Raw genomic sequence first — 18,796 nt, forward strand, 5'->3', positions numbered from 1 at the left:
TGTGGCAGTGCTGTTGCGGTCTACGGGCAGGATGGGCGCGGCCGCCCGCGCGTCGGGCCGGCCGCCGTCCGGAACAGCCGGCCGATCCCACCACACGAGGTGAAACCCATGGACCAGACCCCCAGGAGCGGCCCGCGCGGCCTGCGTGAGATCCTCGCGTCCGGTGAGCGGACGTACTCCTTCGAGTTCTTCCCGGCCAAGGACGAGGCCGGTGAGCGCGCCTTGTGGGCCGCGATCCGTCGGGTGGAGGCGGTCGCGCCGACCTTCGTCTCGGTCACCTACGGCGCCGGCGGCTCCTCGCGCGACCGCACCATCGGCACCACCGAGAGGATCGCCGCGCAGACCACCCTGCGCCCGGTCGCCCACCTGACCGCCGTCGGCCACTCCGCCGCCGAACTCCAGGCCATCCTGCGGCGCTACGCGGACGTCGGGATCCGCGACGTGCTCGCGCTGCGAGGCGACCCGCCGGGCAACCCGAACGGCGCCTGGGAGCCGCACCCGCAGGGCCTGCGCTACGCGGTCGAACTGGTCCGGCTGGTCAAGGAGTTCGGCGCCTTCTCGATCGGGGTGGCGGCCTTCCCGGAGCGCCACCCGCGCTCGACGGACTGGGAGGACGACATCCGGCACTTCACCGCCAAGTGCCGGGCGGGCGCCGACTACGCCGTCACCCAGATGTTCTTCGACGTCGAGCACTACCTGCGGCTGCGCGACCGGCTGGCCGCGGCGGGCTGCGACACCCCGGTCATCCCGGAGATCATGCCCGCCACCGACGTGCGCCAGATCGCCCGCTTCGCCGAGCTGAGCGGAGCCTCCTTCCCGGCCGGTCTGGCGGGGAAGCTGGAGGCGGCCCGCGGCGACCGCGCGGCGGCGCACCGGATCGGCGTCGAGCACGCGACCCGGATGGCCGAGCGGCTGCTCCAGGAGGGGGCGCCCGGCCTGCACTTCATCACCCTGAACCGCTCCACCGCCGCCCTGGAGATCCACCGCCATCTCGGGCTGGACCGCCTCCCGCACGAGCGCGCGGCCCGACCACTGATCAGCAGTCTCACCTGACGGGAGAACCCCCATGACCACCACCCGCGACCCGGCGCGCGCGGGCGGACTCCTTTGCACCGAGCGCGAGACCCTGCTGTCCCTGCTGCGGGAAACCGCGCCGGAGCGGTAGGAGCTGCCCACCGCCTGTCCGGACCGGACGGTGCGCGAGCTGCTCGCCCACTGCGGCGGGCGCGGTGAAGGTCGACAGCGTGTGGCCCTCCACCGCCCCGGCCGCCCCTGCCCCGGTGCACGCGGTGCGGGCGGACATCGTCTGGCCGGTCCCGACGCCCTCCGCCCCGGCCCCGCGCACGTGGTGCAGGCGGAGACCGTCCGGCCGATCGTCCCGACCCCGACCGCGACCCCGTCGGCGGCCCAGCTCGCGAGCTGACTCGGCCACCGCCGCATCAGGTCCGTGCGGGACGGCACCCGCACGGTGCGGAACATGGCAGGCGACAGGTGCGTCGGCCGGTCACTCCGGCCGACGCCCCCGGCAGTCCGGGCACTCCCCGTGGAACACCAACTCGGTGTCGTCCACCCGCCATCCGCGCAGCCCCCTCCGGGGCGGCGCCGGTGCCTCGACCTCGACGTTCGCCACCCGCCCGCAGCGGCTGCACAGCGCATGGTGGTGCGGCGGCCCGGACAGCTCGAACACCGTAGTCCGGCCCGGCCGTTCGAACTTGCGCACCAGCCCGGTCTCCAGGACGTTGCGCAGCATCCCGTACACCGCCTGGCTGGTCAGCGTCCCCAACCGCTCCCGCGCCGCCTCGGTGATCGACTCGACGTCCCGGTGCGGCTCGGCCGCCAGCAACTGCAGCACCTCCAGCCGCGGACCGGTCACCCGCAGTCCCACATCCCGCAGCTGTTGAACGGCGGTCTCACGGTCCGCAGCCAGAGTCTCGCGCGCCATCAGCCCCTACCCGAGGTCGACCAGAGATTCGGTCCCGTCGTCGTTCACACCCCGCGATCGGCCGCCCCGGACAACCGCCGCCTCCCGTCCCTGGCCCGGCCTTCGGACCTGCCCTGCAGTGGCCGGTAGGCGGACGGGACGTCATCGACCTCGACTTCGACTTCTGACGGTCGTCCAGGTCGGACACGGCGCCGGGCGCTGCGAAGATGCCCCTCTCCGCGAAGGAGAGGGGCATCTCGCGTATCCAGACGATTCAGGTCTTGCGGTGCTTGCCCACGCGGGTCTTGCGTGGCTGAGGTGCCGACATGTGGACCACCGCATCGCCGTCGACCCCGTTCAGCACTCGTTGGGTGGCGGCGTGGTCGGCCGCGATCGACTCCGGTACCCACTGGTAGCCGTTCCAAAGGGAGAGCAGGCGGGGAAGGTGCTGATGCGAGTGGGCGGCGGCCTCGAAGCCGCGTCGAGCCCGCTGCCGGCGGGCCGGGACCGCTCCCGTGCTCCGGGCGGTGCTGTCACCACTCGTGGCGGTGGCCGATCACCCGGAAGCTGCCCACGACGCCATCGCAATCGAAGGCACCACCGTAACCGAACGAGTCCTCGTCGCCGTGCCGGGTCACCACGCCGTTGGTGGCGCTGTGGGGGCCCACGGTGGCGACCGGACCGCCGTTGTCGCAGTTGAAGCCGCGGAAGACCTCGACAGTCCTCCGGCTCTCGTTGAGAATATTGAAACTTCTGGCGCCCAGGCCGCTGGCCACGGTGATGCAGCCTTCGACGCCGGCGGAGTACGAACGTTCGTTGAAGAAGATCCTTCCCTCCTTGTGGCGGTGGCCGCGTTCGCCTCCGCCGTGCTCGCGTCCGCCGCGTTCGCCTCCGCGGTCCTCGCCTCCGCGGTCCTCGCCTCCGCGCTCGTCGCGTCCGCCGTGTTCGCCTCCGCGCTCGTCGCCTCCGCCGTGTTCGCCTCCGCGCTCGTCGCCTCCGCCGCGTTCGCCTCCGCGATCCTCGCGTCCGTGCTCCTCGTGCCCGCGGTTGTCCTGTCCGCCGCCCCCGTGTCCGTGGTCCTCGTTCTTCTGGCCGCCTGCGCTGCCGCCGCCAGAGGTCACCGTGGCCGGGGCGGCTTGTTGGACAGGCGGCGCCGCCGGCTGGACAGGCTGGGCTGCCGGCTGGACGGGCGGGGGCACCGAGGTGGATCCGGAGGGCGAGGCGTAGGTGATGCCGGTGGCTGCAAGGACCGTCGCGCCTATTCCGGCAGCAGCCACAGTTAATGAACGCGTGAGCATGTCACTTCTCTCTGTCTCGCGGACGCCGGCCAGGCGACCGACCTGCGATGAACGTAACGAGAGCACTTATGGCTGTCATTTCGGACATATCGAACGTGTGACGCCATGAGCCCAGCCAGGTGGAATCGCGGCACGTAGCGCATACCGATAGAAGATCTGAGGCCGAGGAGCCGCCCGGCGCCCCAGACCCCCACCGACCCACCCGGGCTGGACCTGGGCCACCTCCGGGCCGGGTCCGTCCTGAGCAACGCAAAGATGCTCCTCTCCCAGGGGAGAGGAGCATCTCGGCGACGCTTCAGCAGAAACCGACAAACTCGCTGGTGAACACCAAAGATGATCTCGGTGGCTCGCCGAGTCGGTCACACCACCGGTCGGAGGTTGCGGCAGCCCCACTCGACATCCCGCAGAGGCGAGAGCAAGAACGCGTTAAGACCCGGAGTCCGCTCGTACGGAATCCGTCAAGATAGTCGGCAGCGGAAACCAGGTGGGCCGGAACGGCCGTCAATCTCATGGAGATCGCTGATTCATCATCAGGGAATTCCGCGGCATCCCGTCGGCTGGGGCGCGGCATCGTCGCAGGACGACGTCCCGCAGGCGCACCGTCCGCGACCGCGCCCGACCGGCCATCACATGGGGGAACGTTCATGACACAGCTGCTCATCGAAGAGAACTTCCAGCACCTCGACGGCCAGGACGTGGAGTCACTGATCGAGGCCCTCGCCGAGCTCGGCCTCAGCGCGGAGCCCACCCAGCCCCGCACGGGGGCCCGAAACGACGACTGGGCGCTCGTCCTGCACTGGCTCAGGGACGACATCGGGCAGATCACCGAGGATGCCGTGGCGGCGGCGCTCGTCAAGGCCGTGACAGAGGTGCTGGGGCAGGTGCACTCCGTCGGGCTTGGCGGAACCAGCGTGCGGGGCCGCACGCTGCCGGTCCGCATCGACATCCGCGGGCGCGCGGGGGAGCTGATCAAGTCCGTCGCAATGCCGGGTGCCGAGGCGGAGCCGGCGGCTGCGCCGTGGTGGCGCAGGCGGCAAACAGCGGCCGCCGAGGGAGCGCCGCGCCTGGTCCGTTCGATTCCCGCGGCTGAGGTGTAAAGGCAGTCGACGAAGGAGTGCTGCCGCGCCGACGGCGGTACGGCGCATCAGCTCTTGTCCTCCCGGACTCGAAGACACGCGGCGATGAACAAGCGCGATGGAGCTCCGTACCGGCGCTCAGCGGACGGTGACCTGGATGCTCTTGGTGATGGTGCCGCACCCGAACGCCGGATGCGACGCCGGCACTCGGGGATCGCAACCGCCTTGGTTGCGGAACTCCCAGGTCAGCGTCGTGGTGCCGGCGGCAAGGGCGATGAAGGTGTGGTCGACACCCTCGCTGCAGCCGTTCGAGTCCTTCGGACAGGGGTCGATGACGACGTCCGGACCGTGCCGCAGCACGGCGCCGTCGCCCGTCGAGACGAGGGACCATTCCCATTGCCGGGCGCCCTCCTTCCCTCCCACACCGAGCCGCTGCCCGACGGCCAGCGTCACTGTGCTGGTCGGGTAGGAGGAGGTGGCGGCCCAGGCCTCCTGGTCGGTGGGAAGGGCGATCTCCGTCTTCGGCCGACTGGTGGTCGGGTCGGCTCCCGACGCCGAGGCGGACTGACCGCCGGAGGAACAGGCGGTGAGCAGAGGCGCAGCGGTCAGGAGTGCCGCCACGCCGGCGATGGTGCGGCGCATCAGATTCACTTCTCCGTCGTCACTTCGGCAGTTCCGCGCCACGGACGTCGTTGTAGTTGTCCGGGCCGGCGAAGCTCCCCGTGTCCATCTGGCTGTGGATGAACTGACTTTCCGTCACCCATCCCGAGTAGCCGAACGGGTTGTAGATCTCCAGCCGGTCGCCGTCGCGCGCCGTGATCACTATCTGGTGGCCGGGGTCCTTGCCGGTGTGGTGCACGGAGAGCGGTACCGGGTTGCCCTCGTCCAGGGCCTTCTCGATGCGGGTGAGGGCCGATCGCCGGTCGTCCTCGTTGTTGAGGTACACGTACTCGTACGTCTCGCCGGTGGCCTTCCGAGGTCCTGGTTGGCGAGCAGGGTGGCACCCTTCGCGCCGAGGCCGTCGTCCTGTTTCGGGTAGAGCTGTTTGCCGTCGGCCTGTTGGCCCTGCCGGTACTCCTGGATGTAGAGCTCGTGGAGCCGCTGCTCGAAGTTGGCAGGCGAGTCGGCTCCCGGGACGTCGGACGTGTTGCCGGTGGTGAGTTGGAGCATCATCACCGGGTTGAGCTTGAGGTGCGCGACCACCGTGGAGGCGGCGGCGCAGTCGGCGACCCGGCCCTGCCCGTAGACGTCGAAGCCGTCGCCGAAACCCTTGCCGCCGCCGAACGCCCTGTCCTGGTAGAGCAGTTTCACCTGGTCGTCCGTGGACTCCTCGTGGAGGCTGTCCGTGCCGAGGGCCGGGACCAGGTGCTGGGCGAGCCAGGCCTGGTCGTCGCCGTGCGGGTGGATCAGCGCGGCGAACTGCTGGACCTCGGTCATCGAGTGGCCGGCGGACAGGGCTTTCCAGAGGTAGGCGGCCTCCTCCGGGGACTTGGCGCCGGACAGCAGGCCCCGGAACGCCGCCTGGTCCGCGCCGTTCATCACGTTCATGAACTGGGTGGCGCGCGCGAGCTGCTCGGGTGTCAGGATGTAGTCGCCGTCGGCGGTGCCGCCGGGGCCCTTCTCGTTCGCCAGGACCAGCGCGGCGAGCGGATCGATCGGGCCCTGCCCGGCGCGCTCCGTACGGGCCTTGGCCGCGAGTTGGTTGAGCATGCTCGCGGTGTGGGTGCCGCTGCTCTCCGCCCGCTGGGCGGCCAGGAGCCGCGTGGCCACACCGACCTCGGCGGGCCCGAGGGCGGCGAGGGCCCGGTCACCGTCGAGGAAGTCACTGCCGACCGACTTCAGCGCTTTGACGAGGTTGTCCGCGCCGTGTGTGTCGGTGGTCTGGGCCCATTCCAGGTCGTCCGCCCACGTGCCCAGCGCGCTGGCGGCCTGTTGAAGGGCTTTCTGGGAGGCGGTCAGTTCGTTCGCCAGCGCCTGTACGGCCTGGGTGGCGTGTTCGGCGACGGAGCCGGTCCAGGCGGCCGGCAGCTGGTTGGTGGCGACGGTGGCGAGATCGGTGGACGCCTTGCCGTAGGCCTTGGCGGTCTCCGCGTACGCCTTGGCTCGCTCACGTATCGTGCCTGGGTTGCCCACCGGTGCGCCCACGGCCAGGGCCTTCTGGATCGCGCCTATCAGTTGGACGCCTGGGGTGAACCCGCCGATGGACTTGATGGCCTTCTGGGCCTTCTGGAGGTCCGTGACCTTGCTCATCGGGCCCCGCCGGGGGTCATCGACGCGCCGACCTTGGCTTCGGCGGCGCGGTAGTTGGCGTTGGTGGCCGACACCTTCTGCACCAGCTCGTCCACGGCGCGCTGGGTGACGTGCAGTTCCTGCGACCAGTTGCTGTCGAATCCGGACCACGCCTGGTCCATCCCGAACTCGCCGAAGTCGGTGGAGACGTAGGGCTTCTGTGCGGTGTAGGACTGGTTGGCGGACGAGAGGTCGGTCGCCACCTTTGCGAGTGCCCCCGCGACACCGTCCAGCGCGTCCGGTTGGACGGTGTACCCGCCCGGCTTGTCGCCCACCTGTGCGTCCTCCCCCATGAGGCTCCATCGCTCGTCGTGATCGTACGAGCACGGTCGACGAGCATAGACGCCGTCGTGGGGGAGTGGTTGCGGGGGCGGGGTCGAGTCCGGGCGGCCGGGTTCGGGACGGTCGCGGAGTGGTTCGGGTGCTACCGGTCGGACGGGATCGATGGGGGCTCGCGTGTACATCAACTTGCCGGTGCCGTAGGCCAGGTGCACCGTCACCCTGATGGGCCTCGGCGGCCCCGCCACCGCCCGTCCCGCCACCGCCCGGGCCGCCGCCGACGGTGCCAACCACGCCGTCCTGGCCGCCACCCTGTTGTGCGTGCTCGGCGCGGCGGGCGCGCTCGCCGTACGGGCGGTGCAACGACGGGTGTCGGCGCGTCACGGTTCCTGAATACCCCGTACGGGTATATGGTGACCGGCGCCCACAGGGGACTGAGGAAGGCGGACCACCATGCACGCGATCCTGCACGCGCTGTCCATCGCCGGATCGATGACCTGGGAGATCACCTGGGCCCTGGTCCTCGGTTTCCTGCTCTCCGCCGTCGTGCAGGCCGTCGTCCACAAGTCCACCGTCGTCCGCCTCCTCGGCGACGACCGCCCGCGTACGCTCGCCGTCGCCTCCGGCCTCGGCATGGCCTCCTCCTCCTGCTCGTACGCGGCCGTCGCCCTGGCCCGCTCGCTCTTCCGCAAGGGCGCGAACTTCACCGCGGCGATGGCCTTCGAGATCGCCTCGACCAACCTGGTGATCGAACTCGGCATCATCCTGGCCCTGCTGCTGGGCTGGCAGTTCACCGCGGCCGAGTTCGTCGGCGGACCGGTGATGATCCTGCTGCTCGCCCTGCTGTTCCGGCTGTTCCTGCGCGAACGGCTGATCCGGGAGGCCCGCGAACAGGCAGAGTTCGGCCGGGCGGGCTCAATGGAGGGCCACGCGGCGATGGACATGTCGGTGGCCGGGGAGGGGTCCTTCGCCCGCCGGCTGCTCTCCGGGCGGGGCGTCACCTCGGTCTCGCACGTGTTCGTGATGGAGTGGGCCGCCATCATCAAGGACCTGGTGATCGGTCTGCTCATCGCCGGCGCCATCGCCGCCTGGGTCCCCGACTCCTTCTGGCAGGCCTTCTTCTTCGCCGACCACCCCCTGGCCGCCAAGCTGTGGGGCCCGCTGATCGGCCCCCTGGTGGCGATCGCGTCCTTCGTCTGTTCGATCGGCAACGTGCCGCTGGCCGTGGTCCTGTGGAACGGCGGCATCAGCTTCGGCGGCGTGGTCGCGTTCATCTTCGCGGACCTGCTGATCCTGCCGATCCTGAACATCTACCGGAAGTACTACGGCCCCCGGATGACCCTCTTCCTGCTCGGCACCTTCTACACGGCGATGGTGCTCGCGGGCTACGCGGTCGAGTTCCTCTTCGGAGGCCTCGGCCTGATCCCCGACCAGCGGAACGCGGAGATCCCGATGGCGGGCATCGAGTGGAACTACACCACCTGGCTCAACATCGCCTTCCTGCTGCTCGCTGCGGCCCTGCTCATCCGCTTCTTCCGCACCGGCGGCGCCGCGATGCTACGGATGATGGGCGGCTCCCCGGGCGCGGGCGGGCACGCAGCACACGGTGACCCACACGCGGGCCACGGCCACCACGGATGAGGGATCTACGCGAGACGTCGGCCAGGCCGACGTCTCGCGCTCGTCCCGATCACGCTGCTACGCACCCACGCGGGCCTGCTTGGAGTCGTGATCACGCGGCTCGGAAAAGGATTGGATGGGATGACACTCGGGCTTGTAGCTTGTAGTCGACCGTGACGCCGCCCGAGGAGGTGAGACCCATGAACGCTGTATCGACGTGGGTGCTCCCCTTTTCCATCACGGCCGGCGATTGACGTAGGTGTCGCCGGGAGCGCCTCGACAACAAGGCACTCCCGAAAGGCAACACCCGTGCATTCTCTGCAGTTCACCGCCGAGTCGTCGTCGAACGGTATGCGCGAACGCGACTTCACCGTGGGCGACGTCCCCGGAGTTCTCTGGTCGCCGGCCTCCGGCGCCGATCGCGCGCCCCTGGTCCTGATGGGCCACGGCGGTGGCGCCCACAAGAAGCATCCGGCGACGGTGGGCCGCGCCCACCTTCTCACCGGCTGCGGCTTCCACGTCGCCGTCATCGACGCGCCGGGTCACGGCGACCGGCCGCGCACCACGCAGGACGAGCAGGACATCGCCGAGTTGCGCAAGGCGCAGGCGGCGGGCGAGCCGGAAGGGCCGATCGTCGTCCCTTACAACGCCCGCCTGGCGGAGCTCGCCGTGCCCGAGTGGCAGGCGACCCTGGACGCCCTTCGGGAGCTTCCGGAGATCGGCGCCGACGGGCCGGTCGGCTACTTCGGCATCGGCCAGGGCACCGCGATCGGGGTGCCGCTGGTGGCGGTCGAGCCCAGGATCACGGCCGCGGTCTTCGGCATGCACTGGCCCGATGCCCTGATCGAGACGGCGAAGCAGATCACCGTCCCGATCGAGTTCGACGTGCAGTGAATCGCCCACCAGTTGGTCGAGTTCGGCGCGGTGCGCGCGATCGCCTTCATCGGCATCGATTCCGCTCACCCGATCCACCTGTGCGCGAAGGCGCCCGGGTGGATCGGGTGCCTCACCGAGTAGCCGGAGGATGCGCCCCTGCTCCAGCGGTAGATCGTGACCCCGGCGATCGGACGACCTGGTTGGTGGCTGGTCGCGAATCAGCTGCCAGTCGGGCCAGGCGCGAATGCGGCTCGGGCAGACGTCATGTACTCGCGAACGAGACCGCAGCAGCACTCCGGAGATCGGGCGGCGCTCAGTCCGTGTCGGATCCGGTCTTCCAGACGAGGCGGAGTTGCGCCGCGGTATCGGCGGCTTGGCGAAGACCCGCCTGATAGGCCGGTTCCCAGGCCGTCCGGTCACTCAGGTCCGAGCCGAATGCGCGTATTGATGCCGGATCGGGCTCGATGGTCACCACTGTGTGCGCCGCGGCGACCGCCAGCTCCTGGTGGAGCATCTCGCGGGGGAACAGGTGCGCTTGCGGGTCGATCACGACGAGCGTGCGGGCTCCGGCCGCGAGTCCGGCGTTGGTCGCCGACCGCAGGGAGCCGTCCATGTATCGGCGGCCGTTGATGGTGATCGGCGGGTAGATGCCCGGGAAGGCCGTGCTCGCCGCCACGACGGAGGGCAGCGGTGCGCCACTCGCGCGGTCGAAGACCTCCTGCTCGCCGGTCTCGGCGTCGGTCGCGGGGATGAGCAGCTGCCGGTCCGGCCATTGGTCTGCGCCGACCATGGCGCGCATCCGGGTGACATGTGCCTGCTCGGGGCCGGTGTCGGCGGCGAGCGCGATCTGGCCCACTCGGCGCCGTGCCCCGGCCGGGTCCGAGGCGGCATCGCCGAGCACGGCGAACGCCTCGCCCAGTCGGCGCCCATCCACCTGGGGAGGAGTGCTGCCGGAGTCGGTGGGGCGTACTGGGGTGGCAAGCCGGTCGGGAGCCTGACCGGTGGCCAGCAGTGCGGCGGTGATCGCGCCGGCCGAGGTGCCGACGATGAGGTCGGCCTCGCCGAGATCCACCCCGCCGCGGTGCAGTCCGCAGGCAAGCCCAGCCGTCCAGGCCGTGCCGACGGGACCTCCGGCGCCCAGTACGAGTGCCCGGTCGAGTGAGTGCATGACTGTCTCCCTTCCCGTTCTTGAAACAGTCGTACCATATACTGACGTAGGCTCAGATCGGGCAGCGTCGAGAGGATGATCCACCGTGGGGCGACCCCCGAATCCCGCCCGACGGGAGGCCACGCTGGCGCGGGCGACCGATTACGTACTGGCGCACGGCCTGGCTGAGTTGAGTCTGCGGCCACTGGCGGCGGCTCTCGATACCAGCCCGCGGATGCTGCTCTACGACTTCGGGAGCAAGCAGGAGTTGGTATCCGCCGTCCTTGCCGAGGCCCGCCGCCGCGGTGCGACACGGTTGGCTGAGAACCTCCCGGCGGAGGCGGCGTCTCCGGAGGAACGCCTGCGCGGCATCTGGGCCTGGATCAGCGCACCGGAGCGCGCGCCGTTCGTCCGGCTGTTCTTCGAGGTGCACGCCGACGGCCTCGCTCACCCCGAGAACTACCCGGACCGGGCCGAGGCGATCACGGACTGGTTCAACACCCTCGGCGCCACGTTCCGCGACATCACCACCGGCCCTGACGACACTGTTACTCCCACGCTGGTCATGGCCGTCATCCGCGGCCTCCTGTTCGATCTCACGACCACCGGCGACCGCCGCCGCACCGACGATGCCCTGGACCGCTTCTGCGAACTCCTCCGGCATTGAACGAAGACCAACGAGCCGGTGGGCGAGGTCGCGGGCCCGGACCGGCAGGTGGTCGTCGACCAGGTACGGGCAGAGGGTTCGCGGCATCGCGGTGATCTCGTCCGTGTCGGCGAAGGTCGGCATCTCGGCGAAGCAGGACTCCTCGTGCGGCCGGTCCGGTTCGCACTCGGGTGCGGGTCCGTACTCGCCGCCCCGGAGGCGGCGGGCCAGGTCGGTCGGGCTGTGGTGGACGGCCCGGAGCCGCCGGCTAGCGGTAGCCCGCTGGTATCCAGCCGGTGCGGAAGTCGGGGTGGTCGGCGTACGGCAGGAGCAGGTCCAGCACGTCCGTGCACGGCCAGTCGTCGCCGTCGTACTGGCAGTCGTACCGGTTGTCCCAGGGCAGGTCGGGATCGCCGGAGGCCGGGCTGAGCGTGTGCCGTCTCAGGACCCGCCGCTTGGCGGCGACTTCGCGCAGCACCCGGGCCGGGTCGTGGCGGGCGATGTGCGCGGCCACGGTGGGGTGGAAGCCGGCGAGTTCGGAGTGGCAGAAGTCCACGGTCGAGCCGTCGGCGATCCAGGTGCCGCAGTCGTCGCCGCCGTCGCAGCGGCGGGCGAGGTCGGCGTCCTCGTGGAGGCGGGCCTGCAGGAAGTCGGCGATCTCCTTGTGCATTCGGTCAGGGTGGCGGAGAAGTCCCGCTCCGGCCAACGGGTTTCAGGACGGGAACGGGCCGGGCGATCCGCAGAGGGATCGCCCGGCCCGTACGGGGGCTGCTCAGTGCTGGTGGCCGCCGGCCGGTTCCTCGATGGGAGCGGCGCTGCCATCGGTGGTCACGGTGAAGGCGGCGGCGAGGCCGACGGTGAAGGCGGTGATGCGCGGGGCGGTGTTCACGGCGGTCTCCTGGGGCGTTCGAAGTGAAAGGGATCGGGCCCGCACGAGCCGGGCGACGGCCTGCGAGGCCTCGGCGACCTTGGCGTCGGCCTCGGTGCCGCCGCCCGCGACGGCGTCCTGGACGCAGTGGGCGAGGTGGGCGTCGAGCAGGTGCAGGGCGACGGACTGGAGGGCCTTGGTGGCGGCGAGACCTGGGCCAGTGTGTCGATGCAGTAGGTACCGCGTGGCCCCGGCTCGATGTCCCGAGTGAATACCCCATGGGGGTATCAACTCAAGCGGATCGCTGCCCCGAAGAATACCCGCCTGGGGTATCGCAGAGGGCTTGCCCTCGGTACCCCTCGGGGGTATAAATGAACCCGGCGCCGCCCGATACCCCCCAAGGGTATGACGGCCCGGCCGGGCAACGCCAGGCGCGACCTCACTGCACGACTGGCACGACGACTGTCACGAGGAGCAACGATGACCACGCAGGCACCCGCCTCCGCGGAGGTGGAACTCTCGATCGGCGGAATGACGTGCGCCTCGTGCGCGGCCCGCATCGAGAAGAAGCTCAACCGGATGGACGGCGTCACGGCCAGCGTCAACTACGCCACCGAGAAGGCGAAGGTCACCTTCGAGGTCGAGGTCGAGGTGGCCGACCTGATCGACACCGTCGAGGCCACCGGCTACACCGCCGCCCTGCCCAAGCCCCCGGCCGCCGCAGGTGGCGAGGGCGCCGAGCAGGCCGAGCCGGCCGACGAACTGGCCCCGCTGCGCCAGCGGTTGTTCACGGCGGTGGCCCTGGCCGTCCCGGTGATCGCGATGGCGATGGCGCCGGCGCTGCAGTTCGACAACTGGCAGTGGCTCTCGCTGACCCTCGCCGCCCCGGTCGTCACCTACGCCGCCTGGCCGTTCCACAGGGCCGCGTTCACCAACGCCCGGCACGGCGCCGCGACGATGGACACCCTGGTCTCGCTCGGCACCGGCGCCGCGTTCCTGTGGTCGCTGTGGGCGCTGTTCTTCGGCGACGCCGGCATGCCGGGCATGCGGCACGGTTTCGAGTTCACCATCGCCCGCAGCGACGGCGCGTCGAACATCTACCTGGAGGCGGCGGCCGGCGTCACCGCCTTCATCCTGGCCGGGCGCTACTTCGAGGCCCGCTCCAAGCGCACCGCCGGAGCCGCCCTCAAGGCACTGCTGGAACTGGGTGCCAAGGACGTGACGGTGCTGCGCGGCGGAGCCGAGGTGCGGATCCCGATCGCCGAGCTGGCGGTGGGAGACCGGTTCGTGGTGCGGCCGGGGGAGAAGATCGCCACCGACGGCACGGTGGTCGAGGGCGCCTCGGCGGTGGACGCCTCGATGCTGACCGGTGAGTCGGTGCCGGTCGAGGTCGGGATCGGTGACACCGTCACCGGCGCCACCGTCAACGCGGGCGGCCGACTGGTCGTCAAGGCGACCCGGGTCGGTGCGGACACCCAGCTCGCCCGGATGGCCAAGCTCGTCGAGGACGCGCAGAACGGCAAGGCCGCCGCGCAGCGCCTCGCGGACCGGATATCCGCGGTCTTCGTGCCGATCGTGATCACCCTCGCGGTGGCCACCCTCGGCTACTGGCTGGGCACCGGCGAGGGCTGGACCGCCGCCTTCACCGCCGCCGTGGCCGTGTTGATCATCGCCTGCCCGTGCGCCCTGGGCCTGGCCACCCCGACCGCGCTGCTGGTCGGCACCGGCCGCGGCGCCCAGCTGGGCGTGCTGATCAAGGGCCCTGAGGTCCTGGAGTCCACCCGCAAGGTCGACACCATCGTCCTGGACAAGACCGGCACCGTCACCACCGGCCGGATGACCCTGCTCGCCGTCCACGCCGTCGAGGGTGTCACGGAGGCCGAGGTGCTGCGCCTGGCCGGCGCCCTGGAGCACGCCTCCGAGCACCCGATCGCCCGGGCGATCGCCACCGCCGCCGCCAAAGCCGGCGAACTGCCCGCCGTCGAGGGCTTCGAGAACGTACCGGGCCTGGGCGTCCAGGGCGTGGTGGACGGCCACGCGGTCGTGGCCGGCCGGGAGGCGCTGCTCAACGAGTGGTCGCAGTACCTGCCGGAGGCCCTCGCCGAGGCCAAGCGCAAGGCCGAGGCGGCCGGCCGCACCGCGATCGCGGTCGGCTGGGACGGCGAGGCGCGGGCGGTGCTGGAGGTGGCGGACGCGGTCAAGCCGACCAGCGCCGAGGCCATCGCCAAGCTGCGGGCCCTGGGCCTGACCCCGGTGCTGCTGACCGGTGACAACAGGCTGGTCGCCGAGGCGGTCGCCGCCGAGGTCGGCATCAAGCCGGAGCACGTGATCGCCGAGGTCATGCCGCAGGACAAGGTGGACACCGTCAAGCGGCTGCAGGCCGAGGGCAAGATCGTGGCGATGGTCGGCGACGGCGTCAACGACGCGGCCGCGCTCGCCCAGGCCGACCTCGGCCTGGCGATGGGCACCGGCACCGACGCCGCCATCGAGGCGGGCGACCTCACCCTGGTCCGCGGCGACCTGCTGGCCGCGGCGGACGCCATCCGGCTCTCCCGCCGCACCCTCGGCACCATCAAGAGCAACCTGTTCTGGGCGTTCGGCTACAACGTCGCCGCCCTGCCGCTGGCGGCGGCCGGGATGCTCAACCCGATGATCGCGGGGGCCGCGATGGCCTTCTCCTCGGTCTTCGTGGTCGGCAACAGCCTCCGGCTGCGCCGCTTCCGCTGAGCCCTCTCCGCCGAGGCCCCGAGGCCCCGGAACCGCTGCCCGGTTCCGGGGCCCGGGCTCGTCGGGGCCGTCCTTGTGCACCCGCGCGCGTAACGCACCGTAGTGAAGATCGCTGACGGTCGGCCGACGGCCGGAGCCAGAGTTGTCCGCGTACGCCCATTCTGACCTGCGCTTGAAGGGCGTTTTACGTGGGCTTGGGGGTTCACTCACCGAAGTTCTACCCTGTCGCGACCGGACCGAGATGTGACGCTCCGGCACTTGTTAGGCAAGCCTTTCCTGCCTTAGGTTCTCGTGCCGTCAGGCCGTCGCTCCTCACTTTCCGAGGGGCCCGGCCGTCGATCCCTGCCCTTCCGGAGGACCCTCACCATGCTCGGTACCGCTCGGCCCCTCGCAGGCCTGTCCCTCGTCGCCGCCTGCGCCCTCGCGCTCACCGCCTGCGGCAGCTCCGGCGGCTCCGGCGGCGACAGCGCCGCGCCCGCGCCCTCCGGCACCGCCCTGGCCGGCCAGACGATCACCCTCTACAGCGGCCAGCACGAGCAGACCGTCAAGGCGCTCACCGAGGACTTCACCAAGCGCACCGGCATCAAGGTCGAGCTGCGCTCCGGCGACGAGGCCGAGCTGGCCAACCAGATCCTCCAGGAGGGCGACGCCTCCCCGGCCGACGTCTTCTACGCCGAGAACCCGCCCGCGCTCACCGTCCTCGGCGACAAGGGCCTGCTCACCAAGGTCGCCCCCGACACCCTCAAGTCCGTGCCGGCCGCCGACAGCTCCGGCAAGGGCGACTGGGTCGGCATCTCCGCCCGTACCTCCGCCTTCCTGGCCGGCACCGGCAAGGGCGCCGACACCGCGCCGCCCGCCTCCGTGCTCGACCTGGCCAAGCCCGAGTGGAAGGGCCGCCTGGGCATCGCCCCCAGCGAGACCGACTTCGCCCCGGTCGTCACCCAGGTCCTCAAGGCCAAGGGCGAGGACGCGGCCAAGCAGTGGCTCAAGGGCCTCAAGGACAACGCCAAGGTCTACGACAGCAACGAGAACCTCTCCGCCGCGATCAACAGCGGCGAGGTCGAGGGCGGCGTCATCGACCACTACTACTTCTACCGGATGCGCGACGAGAAGGGCGCCGCCGAGACCCACGCGACCCTGCACTACTTCGCCAAGGGCGACCCGGGCTCGCTGGTCGACGTCTCCGGCGCCGCCGTCCTCAAGCACGGCAAGCACCAGGCCGCCGCCCAGGCCTTCCTCGGCTACCTCGCCTCCGCCCCGGCCCAGACCGTCATCGCGAACTCCGCGAGCTACGAGTACCCGCTGGTCGACGGCGTGAAGGGCAAGCCCGAACTGCCCGCCCTGGACGGCATCGGCACCGTCGCCGACCCGGCGCAGCTGGGCGACGGCAAGCAGGCCCTGGCCCTGCTGCAGGACGCCGGTCTGCTCCAGTGACGATCCCCGCTGACGGGCGGCGGTGGCGCGGGCGGGCCACCGGCCTACTCGCCCCCGTCGCCGTCGCCGTCGTCGCGGTGGTCGCCTCGCCGCTGGGCTTCGTCATCGCCCAGGCCGCGCAGGCCGGTTGGGACCAGACCCGGCGGCTGCTCGGCCGCCCGCTGATCGCCACCCTGCTCGGGCACACCCTCGGCCTGACCGCCGCCGTCACCCTCGCCACCGCCGTCCTCGGCTTCGGCGCCGCCTACCTGGTCGAACGCACCGACCTGCCCGGGCGCCGCGCCTGGACCGTCGCGCTCGCCCTGCCGCTGGCCGTACCGGAGTTCGTCCGCGGCTACTCCTGGGTCTCGCTGTTCCGCTCCGTGCACGGCTACTGGGGCGCGGTGCTGGTGATGACCTGCTCGCTCTACCCGCTGGTCTTCCTACCGGTCGCGGCCGCCCTGCGGCACGGCGACGCCGCCGCCGAGGAGGTCTCCCGCTCGCTCGGCCGCGGCCGCCTCGCCACCCTGTGGCGGGTCACCCTCCCGCTCACCCGGCCCGCGCTGGCCGGCGGCGTCCTGCTCGTCTCGCTCTACCTGCTCGGCGAGTACGGCGCCTTCGCGATGCTGCGCTACACCACCTTCGCCACCGCCGTGTTCACCCAGTACAAGCTGGGCTTCGACGCGGCCTCGGCCTCCCTGCTCACCCTGGTGCTGGTCGCGCTGGCCCTGCTGCTGGTCGGCCTGGAGGCCTGGGCCGGCCGCCGGGCCCGGGTCGCCCGGCACGGTGCCCTCGCCCGCCCCGCCCAGCCGGTCCGCCTCGGCCGCTGGACCGTGCCGGCGCTCGGCGCGCTGGCCGCGCTGGTCGGTGTCTCACTCGGGGTGCCGCTGTACGCGCTGGCGTACTGGCTGATCAAGGGCAGCTCCACCACCCTGCCCTCGGCCTCCGTCCTCGGCGCCACCCTGGCCACCCTCGGGTACGCGCTCGGCGCGGCCCTCGTCGCCACCGCCGCCGCCGTCCCGGTCGCCCTGTACGGCTGGCGGCGCGGCACCCGGCCGGCCCGCGCGGTCGAGCGGGTCGCCTACCTCACCCGGGCGCTGCCCGGCATCGCGGTGGCGCTCTCGGTGGTCTACTTCGCGGTCCGCTGGGCCCAGCCCCTGTACCAGCAGCCGCCGATGCTGATCCTCGGGTACGTCCTGCTGTTCTTCCCGCTGGCGTTGACGGCCGTACGCGCCGCCCTCGCGCAGGTCCCGCCCGGCGTCGAGGAGGCCGCCCGCTCCCTCGGCACCCGGCCGCTCGCGGTGCTCGGCCGGGTCACCCTGCCGCTGGTGCTGCCCGGTCTCGGCGCCGCCGTCGCCATGGTCGGCCTCACCGCCTCCACCGAGCTGACCGCCACCCTGCTGCTGCGCCCGACCGGCACCCAGACCCTGGCCACCCAGTTCTGGGTCTACACCAGCGGCCTCGCCTACGGGGCCGCGGCGCCGTACGCGGCCCTGATGGTCGCGCTGTCCGTCCCCTCCGTCCTGCTGCTGACCCGCCGTACCCTCGGCCGTCCTGGGGAGAACCAGTGACCGGACTGTCCGTCGTCGACCTGCACGCCGCGCACGGGCGCAGCCCGGTCCTGCACGGCATCGACCTCGCGGTGCCGGACGGCGCCCTGGCCTGCGTCCTCGGCCCCTCCGGCTGCGGCAAGTCCACCCTGCTGCGAGTGCTGGCCGGCTTCCACCCGGCCGCCGCCGGGCAGGTCGTGCTGCACGACCGTGTCCTGGACGACGGCCGCAGTCGGCTCGCCGCCGAACACCGCGACATCGGCCTCGTCCCGCAGGACGGCGCGCTCTTCCCGCACCTGAGCGTCGCCGCCAACATCGGCTTCGGCCTGCCGCGGGCGCAACGGCGCGCCCGGGTCGGTGAACTGCTGGACCTGGTCGGCCTGCCCGGCCTGGGGGAGCGCCGCCCGCACCAGCTCTCCGGCGGCCAGCAGCAACGCGTCGCCCTGGCCCGGGCGTTGGCGCCCCGGCCGCGCCTGCTGCTGCTGGACGAGCCGTTCGCCGCGCTGGACGCCACCCTGCGCGCCGAACTGCGCCGCGAGGTCGCCGCCACCCTGCGGCAGTCCGGCACCACGGCGGTCCTGGTCACCCACGACCAGGACGAGGCGCTCTCCTTCGCCGACACCATCGCCGTGCTGCGCGACGGCAGGATCGCCCAGTCCGGCAGTCCGGACGAGCTGTACCACCGCCCGGCGGACGCCGCCGTCGCCCGGGTGCTGGGCGAGGCGAACCTGATTCCGGCCGAGATCAGCGGAGTCGAGGCCCGCACCCCCTTCGGCGCGTTCCCGCTGACCGCCTCCGACCCGGCGCTGCGCAGCGGTCTGGCGCTGCTGCGCCCGGGCCAACTCCGGCTGACCGCCGAGCCGGCGGCCGGCGCCGTCCCGGCGAAGGTCCTCGGCAGCGACTTCCGGGGCCACGACCACCGCGTCGAACTCCGCCCCGAGGCCGCCGGGCTGCCCGACACCCTGATCGCCTCCGCCGACCGCCCGTGGCCGGTGGGCGGCGAGGCGTACGTCAGCGCCGCCGGGCCGGTGCACGTGCTGCCGGAGGCCCTGGTCGGCCGAGGGGTGTCGGTCGCGGGTTAGGGTC

17 protein-coding genes and 3 pseudogenes are annotated in these 18,796 nt (G+C 71.7%); 10 read left to right on the forward strand and 10 right to left on the reverse strand.

Annotated elements, in window-relative coordinates:
- Positions 1-108: 108 nt before the first annotated feature.
- A complete protein-coding gene (gene metF / locus ABZW30_RS34800) occupies positions 109-1,053 on the forward strand; it encodes a methylenetetrahydrofolate reductase [NAD(P)H] (RefSeq protein WP_355675239.1) in 945 nt (314 codons plus the stop codon).
- Between the two features lie 451 nt (positions 1,054-1,504).
- Here metF and ABZW30_RS34805 read toward each other — a convergent pair whose 3' ends face one another.
- From ABZW30_RS34805 to ABZW30_RS34815, 3 genes and pseudogenes are all read right to left on the reverse strand, one after another.
- A complete protein-coding gene (locus ABZW30_RS34805; protein ID WP_355675240.1) occupies positions 1,505-1,942 on the reverse strand; it encodes a transcriptional repressor in 438 nt (145 codons plus the stop codon).
- A gap of 253 nt (positions 1,943-2,195) precedes the next feature.
- Positions 2,196-2,387 (reverse strand): annotated as a pseudogene (locus ABZW30_RS34810) (DUF6087 family protein); the annotation flags it as partial.
- 67 nt (positions 2,388-2,454) lie between these two features.
- Positions 2,455-3,219 carry a hypothetical protein gene (locus tag ABZW30_RS34815; RefSeq protein ID WP_355675241.1) on the reverse strand — a complete coding sequence of 255 codons (765 nt, stop codon included), beginning with the start codon at positions 3,217-3,219 and terminating at the stop codon, positions 2,455-2,457.
- Positions 3,220-3,863: 644 nt separating this feature from the next.
- Here ABZW30_RS34815 and ABZW30_RS34820 point away from each other — a divergent pair.
- Positions 3,864-4,316: a hypothetical protein gene (locus ABZW30_RS34820; protein WP_355675242.1), complete on the forward strand. Its 453-nt coding sequence runs from the start codon at positions 3,864-3,866 to the stop codon at positions 4,314-4,316.
- A gap of 117 nt (positions 4,317-4,433) precedes the next feature.
- On the opposite strand, the gene ABZW30_RS34825 is transcribed toward ABZW30_RS34820, so the two are convergent.
- From ABZW30_RS34825 to ABZW30_RS34840, 4 genes are read right to left on the reverse strand one after another with little or no spacing between them, the layout of a single operon-like run.
- Entirely contained in the window at positions 4,434-4,937 is a 504-nt protein-coding gene (locus ABZW30_RS34825) for a hypothetical protein (RefSeq protein WP_355675243.1), read from the reverse strand.
- 19 nt (positions 4,938-4,956) lie between these two features.
- Positions 4,957-5,154 (reverse strand): hypothetical protein, encoded by a 198-nt coding sequence (locus ABZW30_RS34830; RefSeq protein WP_355675244.1) that lies wholly within the window; start codon positions 5,152-5,154, stop codon positions 4,957-4,959.
- Entirely contained in the window at positions 5,118-6,545 is a 1,428-nt protein-coding gene (locus ABZW30_RS34835; RefSeq protein ID WP_355675245.1) for a hypothetical protein, read from the reverse strand. Before ABZW30_RS34835 ends, ABZW30_RS34830 begins: the two co-directional genes overlap by 37 nt.
- Positions 6,542-6,877, reverse strand: coding sequence for a type VII secretion target (locus ABZW30_RS34840; protein WP_355675246.1), 336 nt, complete (start codon positions 6,875-6,877; stop codon positions 6,542-6,544). Before ABZW30_RS34840 ends, ABZW30_RS34835 begins: the two co-directional genes overlap by 4 nt.
- 211 nt (positions 6,878-7,088) lie before the next feature.
- Here ABZW30_RS34840 and ABZW30_RS34845 point away from each other — a divergent pair, with 211 nt between their 5' ends.
- The 3 genes and pseudogenes from ABZW30_RS34845 to ABZW30_RS34855 form a co-directional block, all read left to right on the forward strand.
- Positions 7,089-7,256 carry a hypothetical protein gene (locus ABZW30_RS34845; RefSeq protein ID WP_355675247.1) on the forward strand — a complete coding sequence of 56 codons (168 nt, stop codon included), beginning with the start codon at positions 7,089-7,091 and terminating at the stop codon, positions 7,254-7,256.
- A 60-nt stretch (positions 7,257-7,316) separates the two neighbouring features.
- A complete protein-coding gene (locus ABZW30_RS34850) occupies positions 7,317-8,504 on the forward strand; it encodes a permease (protein WP_355675248.1) in 1,188 nt (395 codons plus the stop codon).
- A gap of 288 nt (positions 8,505-8,792) precedes the next feature.
- Positions 8,793-9,374, forward strand: a pseudogene (locus ABZW30_RS34855) (alpha/beta hydrolase); the annotation flags it as partial.
- Positions 9,375-9,672: 298 nt separating this feature from the next.
- Here the strand turns inward: ABZW30_RS34855 and ABZW30_RS34860 are convergent.
- Complete coding sequence (locus tag ABZW30_RS34860) at positions 9,673-10,527, reverse strand: patatin-like phospholipase family protein (RefSeq protein WP_355675249.1); 855 nt, start codon at positions 10,525-10,527, stop codon at positions 9,673-9,675.
- Positions 10,528-10,612: 85 nt separating this feature from the next.
- On the opposite strand from ABZW30_RS34860, the gene ABZW30_RS34865 reads away from it, so the two are divergent.
- Entirely contained in the window at positions 10,613-11,173 is a 561-nt protein-coding gene (locus tag ABZW30_RS34865) for a TetR family transcriptional regulator (RefSeq protein WP_355675250.1), read from the forward strand.
- Positions 11,174-11,420: 247 nt separating this feature from the next.
- On the opposite strand, the gene ABZW30_RS34870 is transcribed toward ABZW30_RS34865, so the two are convergent.
- A complete protein-coding gene (locus ABZW30_RS34870; RefSeq protein ID WP_355675251.1) occupies positions 11,421-11,822 on the reverse strand; it encodes a DUF6221 family protein in 402 nt (133 codons plus the stop codon).
- A gap of 255 nt (positions 11,823-12,077) precedes the next feature.
- Positions 12,078-12,256 (reverse strand): annotated as a pseudogene (locus ABZW30_RS34875) (metal-sensitive transcriptional regulator); the annotation flags it as partial.
- 244 nt (positions 12,257-12,500) lie between these two features.
- Here ABZW30_RS34875 and ABZW30_RS34880 point away from each other — a divergent pair.
- The 4 genes from ABZW30_RS34880 to ABZW30_RS34895 all read left to right on the forward strand — a co-directional run bounded on the left by ABZW30_RS34880 (position 12,501) and on the right by ABZW30_RS34895 (position 18,792).
- Positions 12,501-14,747, forward strand: a complete 2,247-nt coding sequence (locus ABZW30_RS34880) for a heavy metal translocating P-type ATPase (protein WP_355675252.1) — start codon at positions 12,501-12,503, stop codon at positions 14,745-14,747.
- A 366-nt stretch (positions 14,748-15,113) separates the two neighbouring features.
- Positions 15,114-16,181 (forward strand): iron ABC transporter substrate-binding protein, encoded by a 1,068-nt coding sequence (locus ABZW30_RS34885; protein WP_355675253.1) that lies wholly within the window; start codon positions 15,114-15,116, stop codon positions 16,179-16,181.
- Positions 16,178-17,731: an iron ABC transporter permease gene (locus tag ABZW30_RS34890; RefSeq protein ID WP_355675254.1), complete on the forward strand. Its 1,554-nt coding sequence runs from the start codon at positions 16,178-16,180 to the stop codon at positions 17,729-17,731. Before ABZW30_RS34885 ends, ABZW30_RS34890 begins: the two co-directional genes overlap by 4 nt.
- Complete coding sequence (locus ABZW30_RS34895) at positions 17,728-18,792, forward strand: ABC transporter ATP-binding protein (RefSeq protein WP_355675255.1); 1,065 nt, start codon at positions 17,728-17,730, stop codon at positions 18,790-18,792. The genes ABZW30_RS34890 and ABZW30_RS34895 overlap by 4 nt, the downstream gene beginning before the upstream one ends.
- Positions 18,793-18,796: the final 4 nt, after the last annotated feature.

Origin of the sequence: Kitasatospora sp. NPDC004669 (genome assembly GCF_040609455.1) — a bacterium.
Lineage (GTDB): Bacteria > Actinomycetota > Actinomycetes > Streptomycetales > Streptomycetaceae > Kitasatospora.

What these genes read in the sequence shown, in the direction of transcription:
- ABZW30_RS34840 (WP_355675246.1), bottom strand. Translation starts at nt 6,877, where the DNA reads ATGGGGGAGGACGCACAGGTGGGCGACAAGCCGGGCGGGTACACCGTC.
- ABZW30_RS34880 (WP_355675252.1), top strand. Translation starts at nt 12,501, where the DNA reads ATGACCACGCAGGCACCCGCCTCCGCGGAGGTGGAACTCTCGATCGGC.
- ABZW30_RS34870 (WP_355675251.1), bottom strand. Translation starts at nt 11,822, where the DNA reads ATGCACAAGGAGATCGCCGACTTCCTGCAGGCCCGCCTCCACGAGGAC.
- ABZW30_RS34850 (WP_355675248.1), top strand. Translation starts at nt 7,317, where the DNA reads ATGCACGCGATCCTGCACGCGCTGTCCATCGCCGGATCGATGACCTGG.
- ABZW30_RS34805 (WP_355675240.1), bottom strand. Translation starts at nt 1,942, where the DNA reads ATGGCGCGCGAGACTCTGGCTGCGGACCGTGAGACCGCCGTTCAACAG.
- ABZW30_RS34825 (WP_355675243.1), bottom strand. Translation starts at nt 4,937, where the DNA reads ATGCGCCGCACCATCGCCGGCGTGGCGGCACTCCTGACCGCTGCGCCT.
- ABZW30_RS34860 (WP_355675249.1), bottom strand. Translation starts at nt 10,527, where the DNA reads ATGCACTCACTCGACCGGGCACTCGTACTGGGCGCCGGAGGTCCCGTC.
- ABZW30_RS34845 (WP_355675247.1), top strand. Translation starts at nt 7,089, where the DNA reads ATGGGCCTCGGCGGCCCCGCCACCGCCCGTCCCGCCACCGCCCGGGCC.
- ABZW30_RS34820 (WP_355675242.1), top strand. Translation starts at nt 3,864, where the DNA reads ATGACACAGCTGCTCATCGAAGAGAACTTCCAGCACCTCGACGGCCAG.
- ABZW30_RS34885 (WP_355675253.1), top strand. Translation starts at nt 15,114, where the DNA reads ATGCTCGGTACCGCTCGGCCCCTCGCAGGCCTGTCCCTCGTCGCCGCC.
- metF (WP_355675239.1), top strand. Translation starts at nt 109, where the DNA reads ATGGACCAGACCCCCAGGAGCGGCCCGCGCGGCCTGCGTGAGATCCTC.
- ABZW30_RS34815 (WP_355675241.1), bottom strand. Translation starts at nt 3,219, where the DNA reads ATGCTCACGCGTTCATTAACTGTGGCTGCTGCCGGAATAGGCGCGACG.
- ABZW30_RS34835 (WP_355675245.1), bottom strand. Translation starts at nt 6,545, where the DNA reads ATGAGCAAGGTCACGGACCTCCAGAAGGCCCAGAAGGCCATCAAGTCC.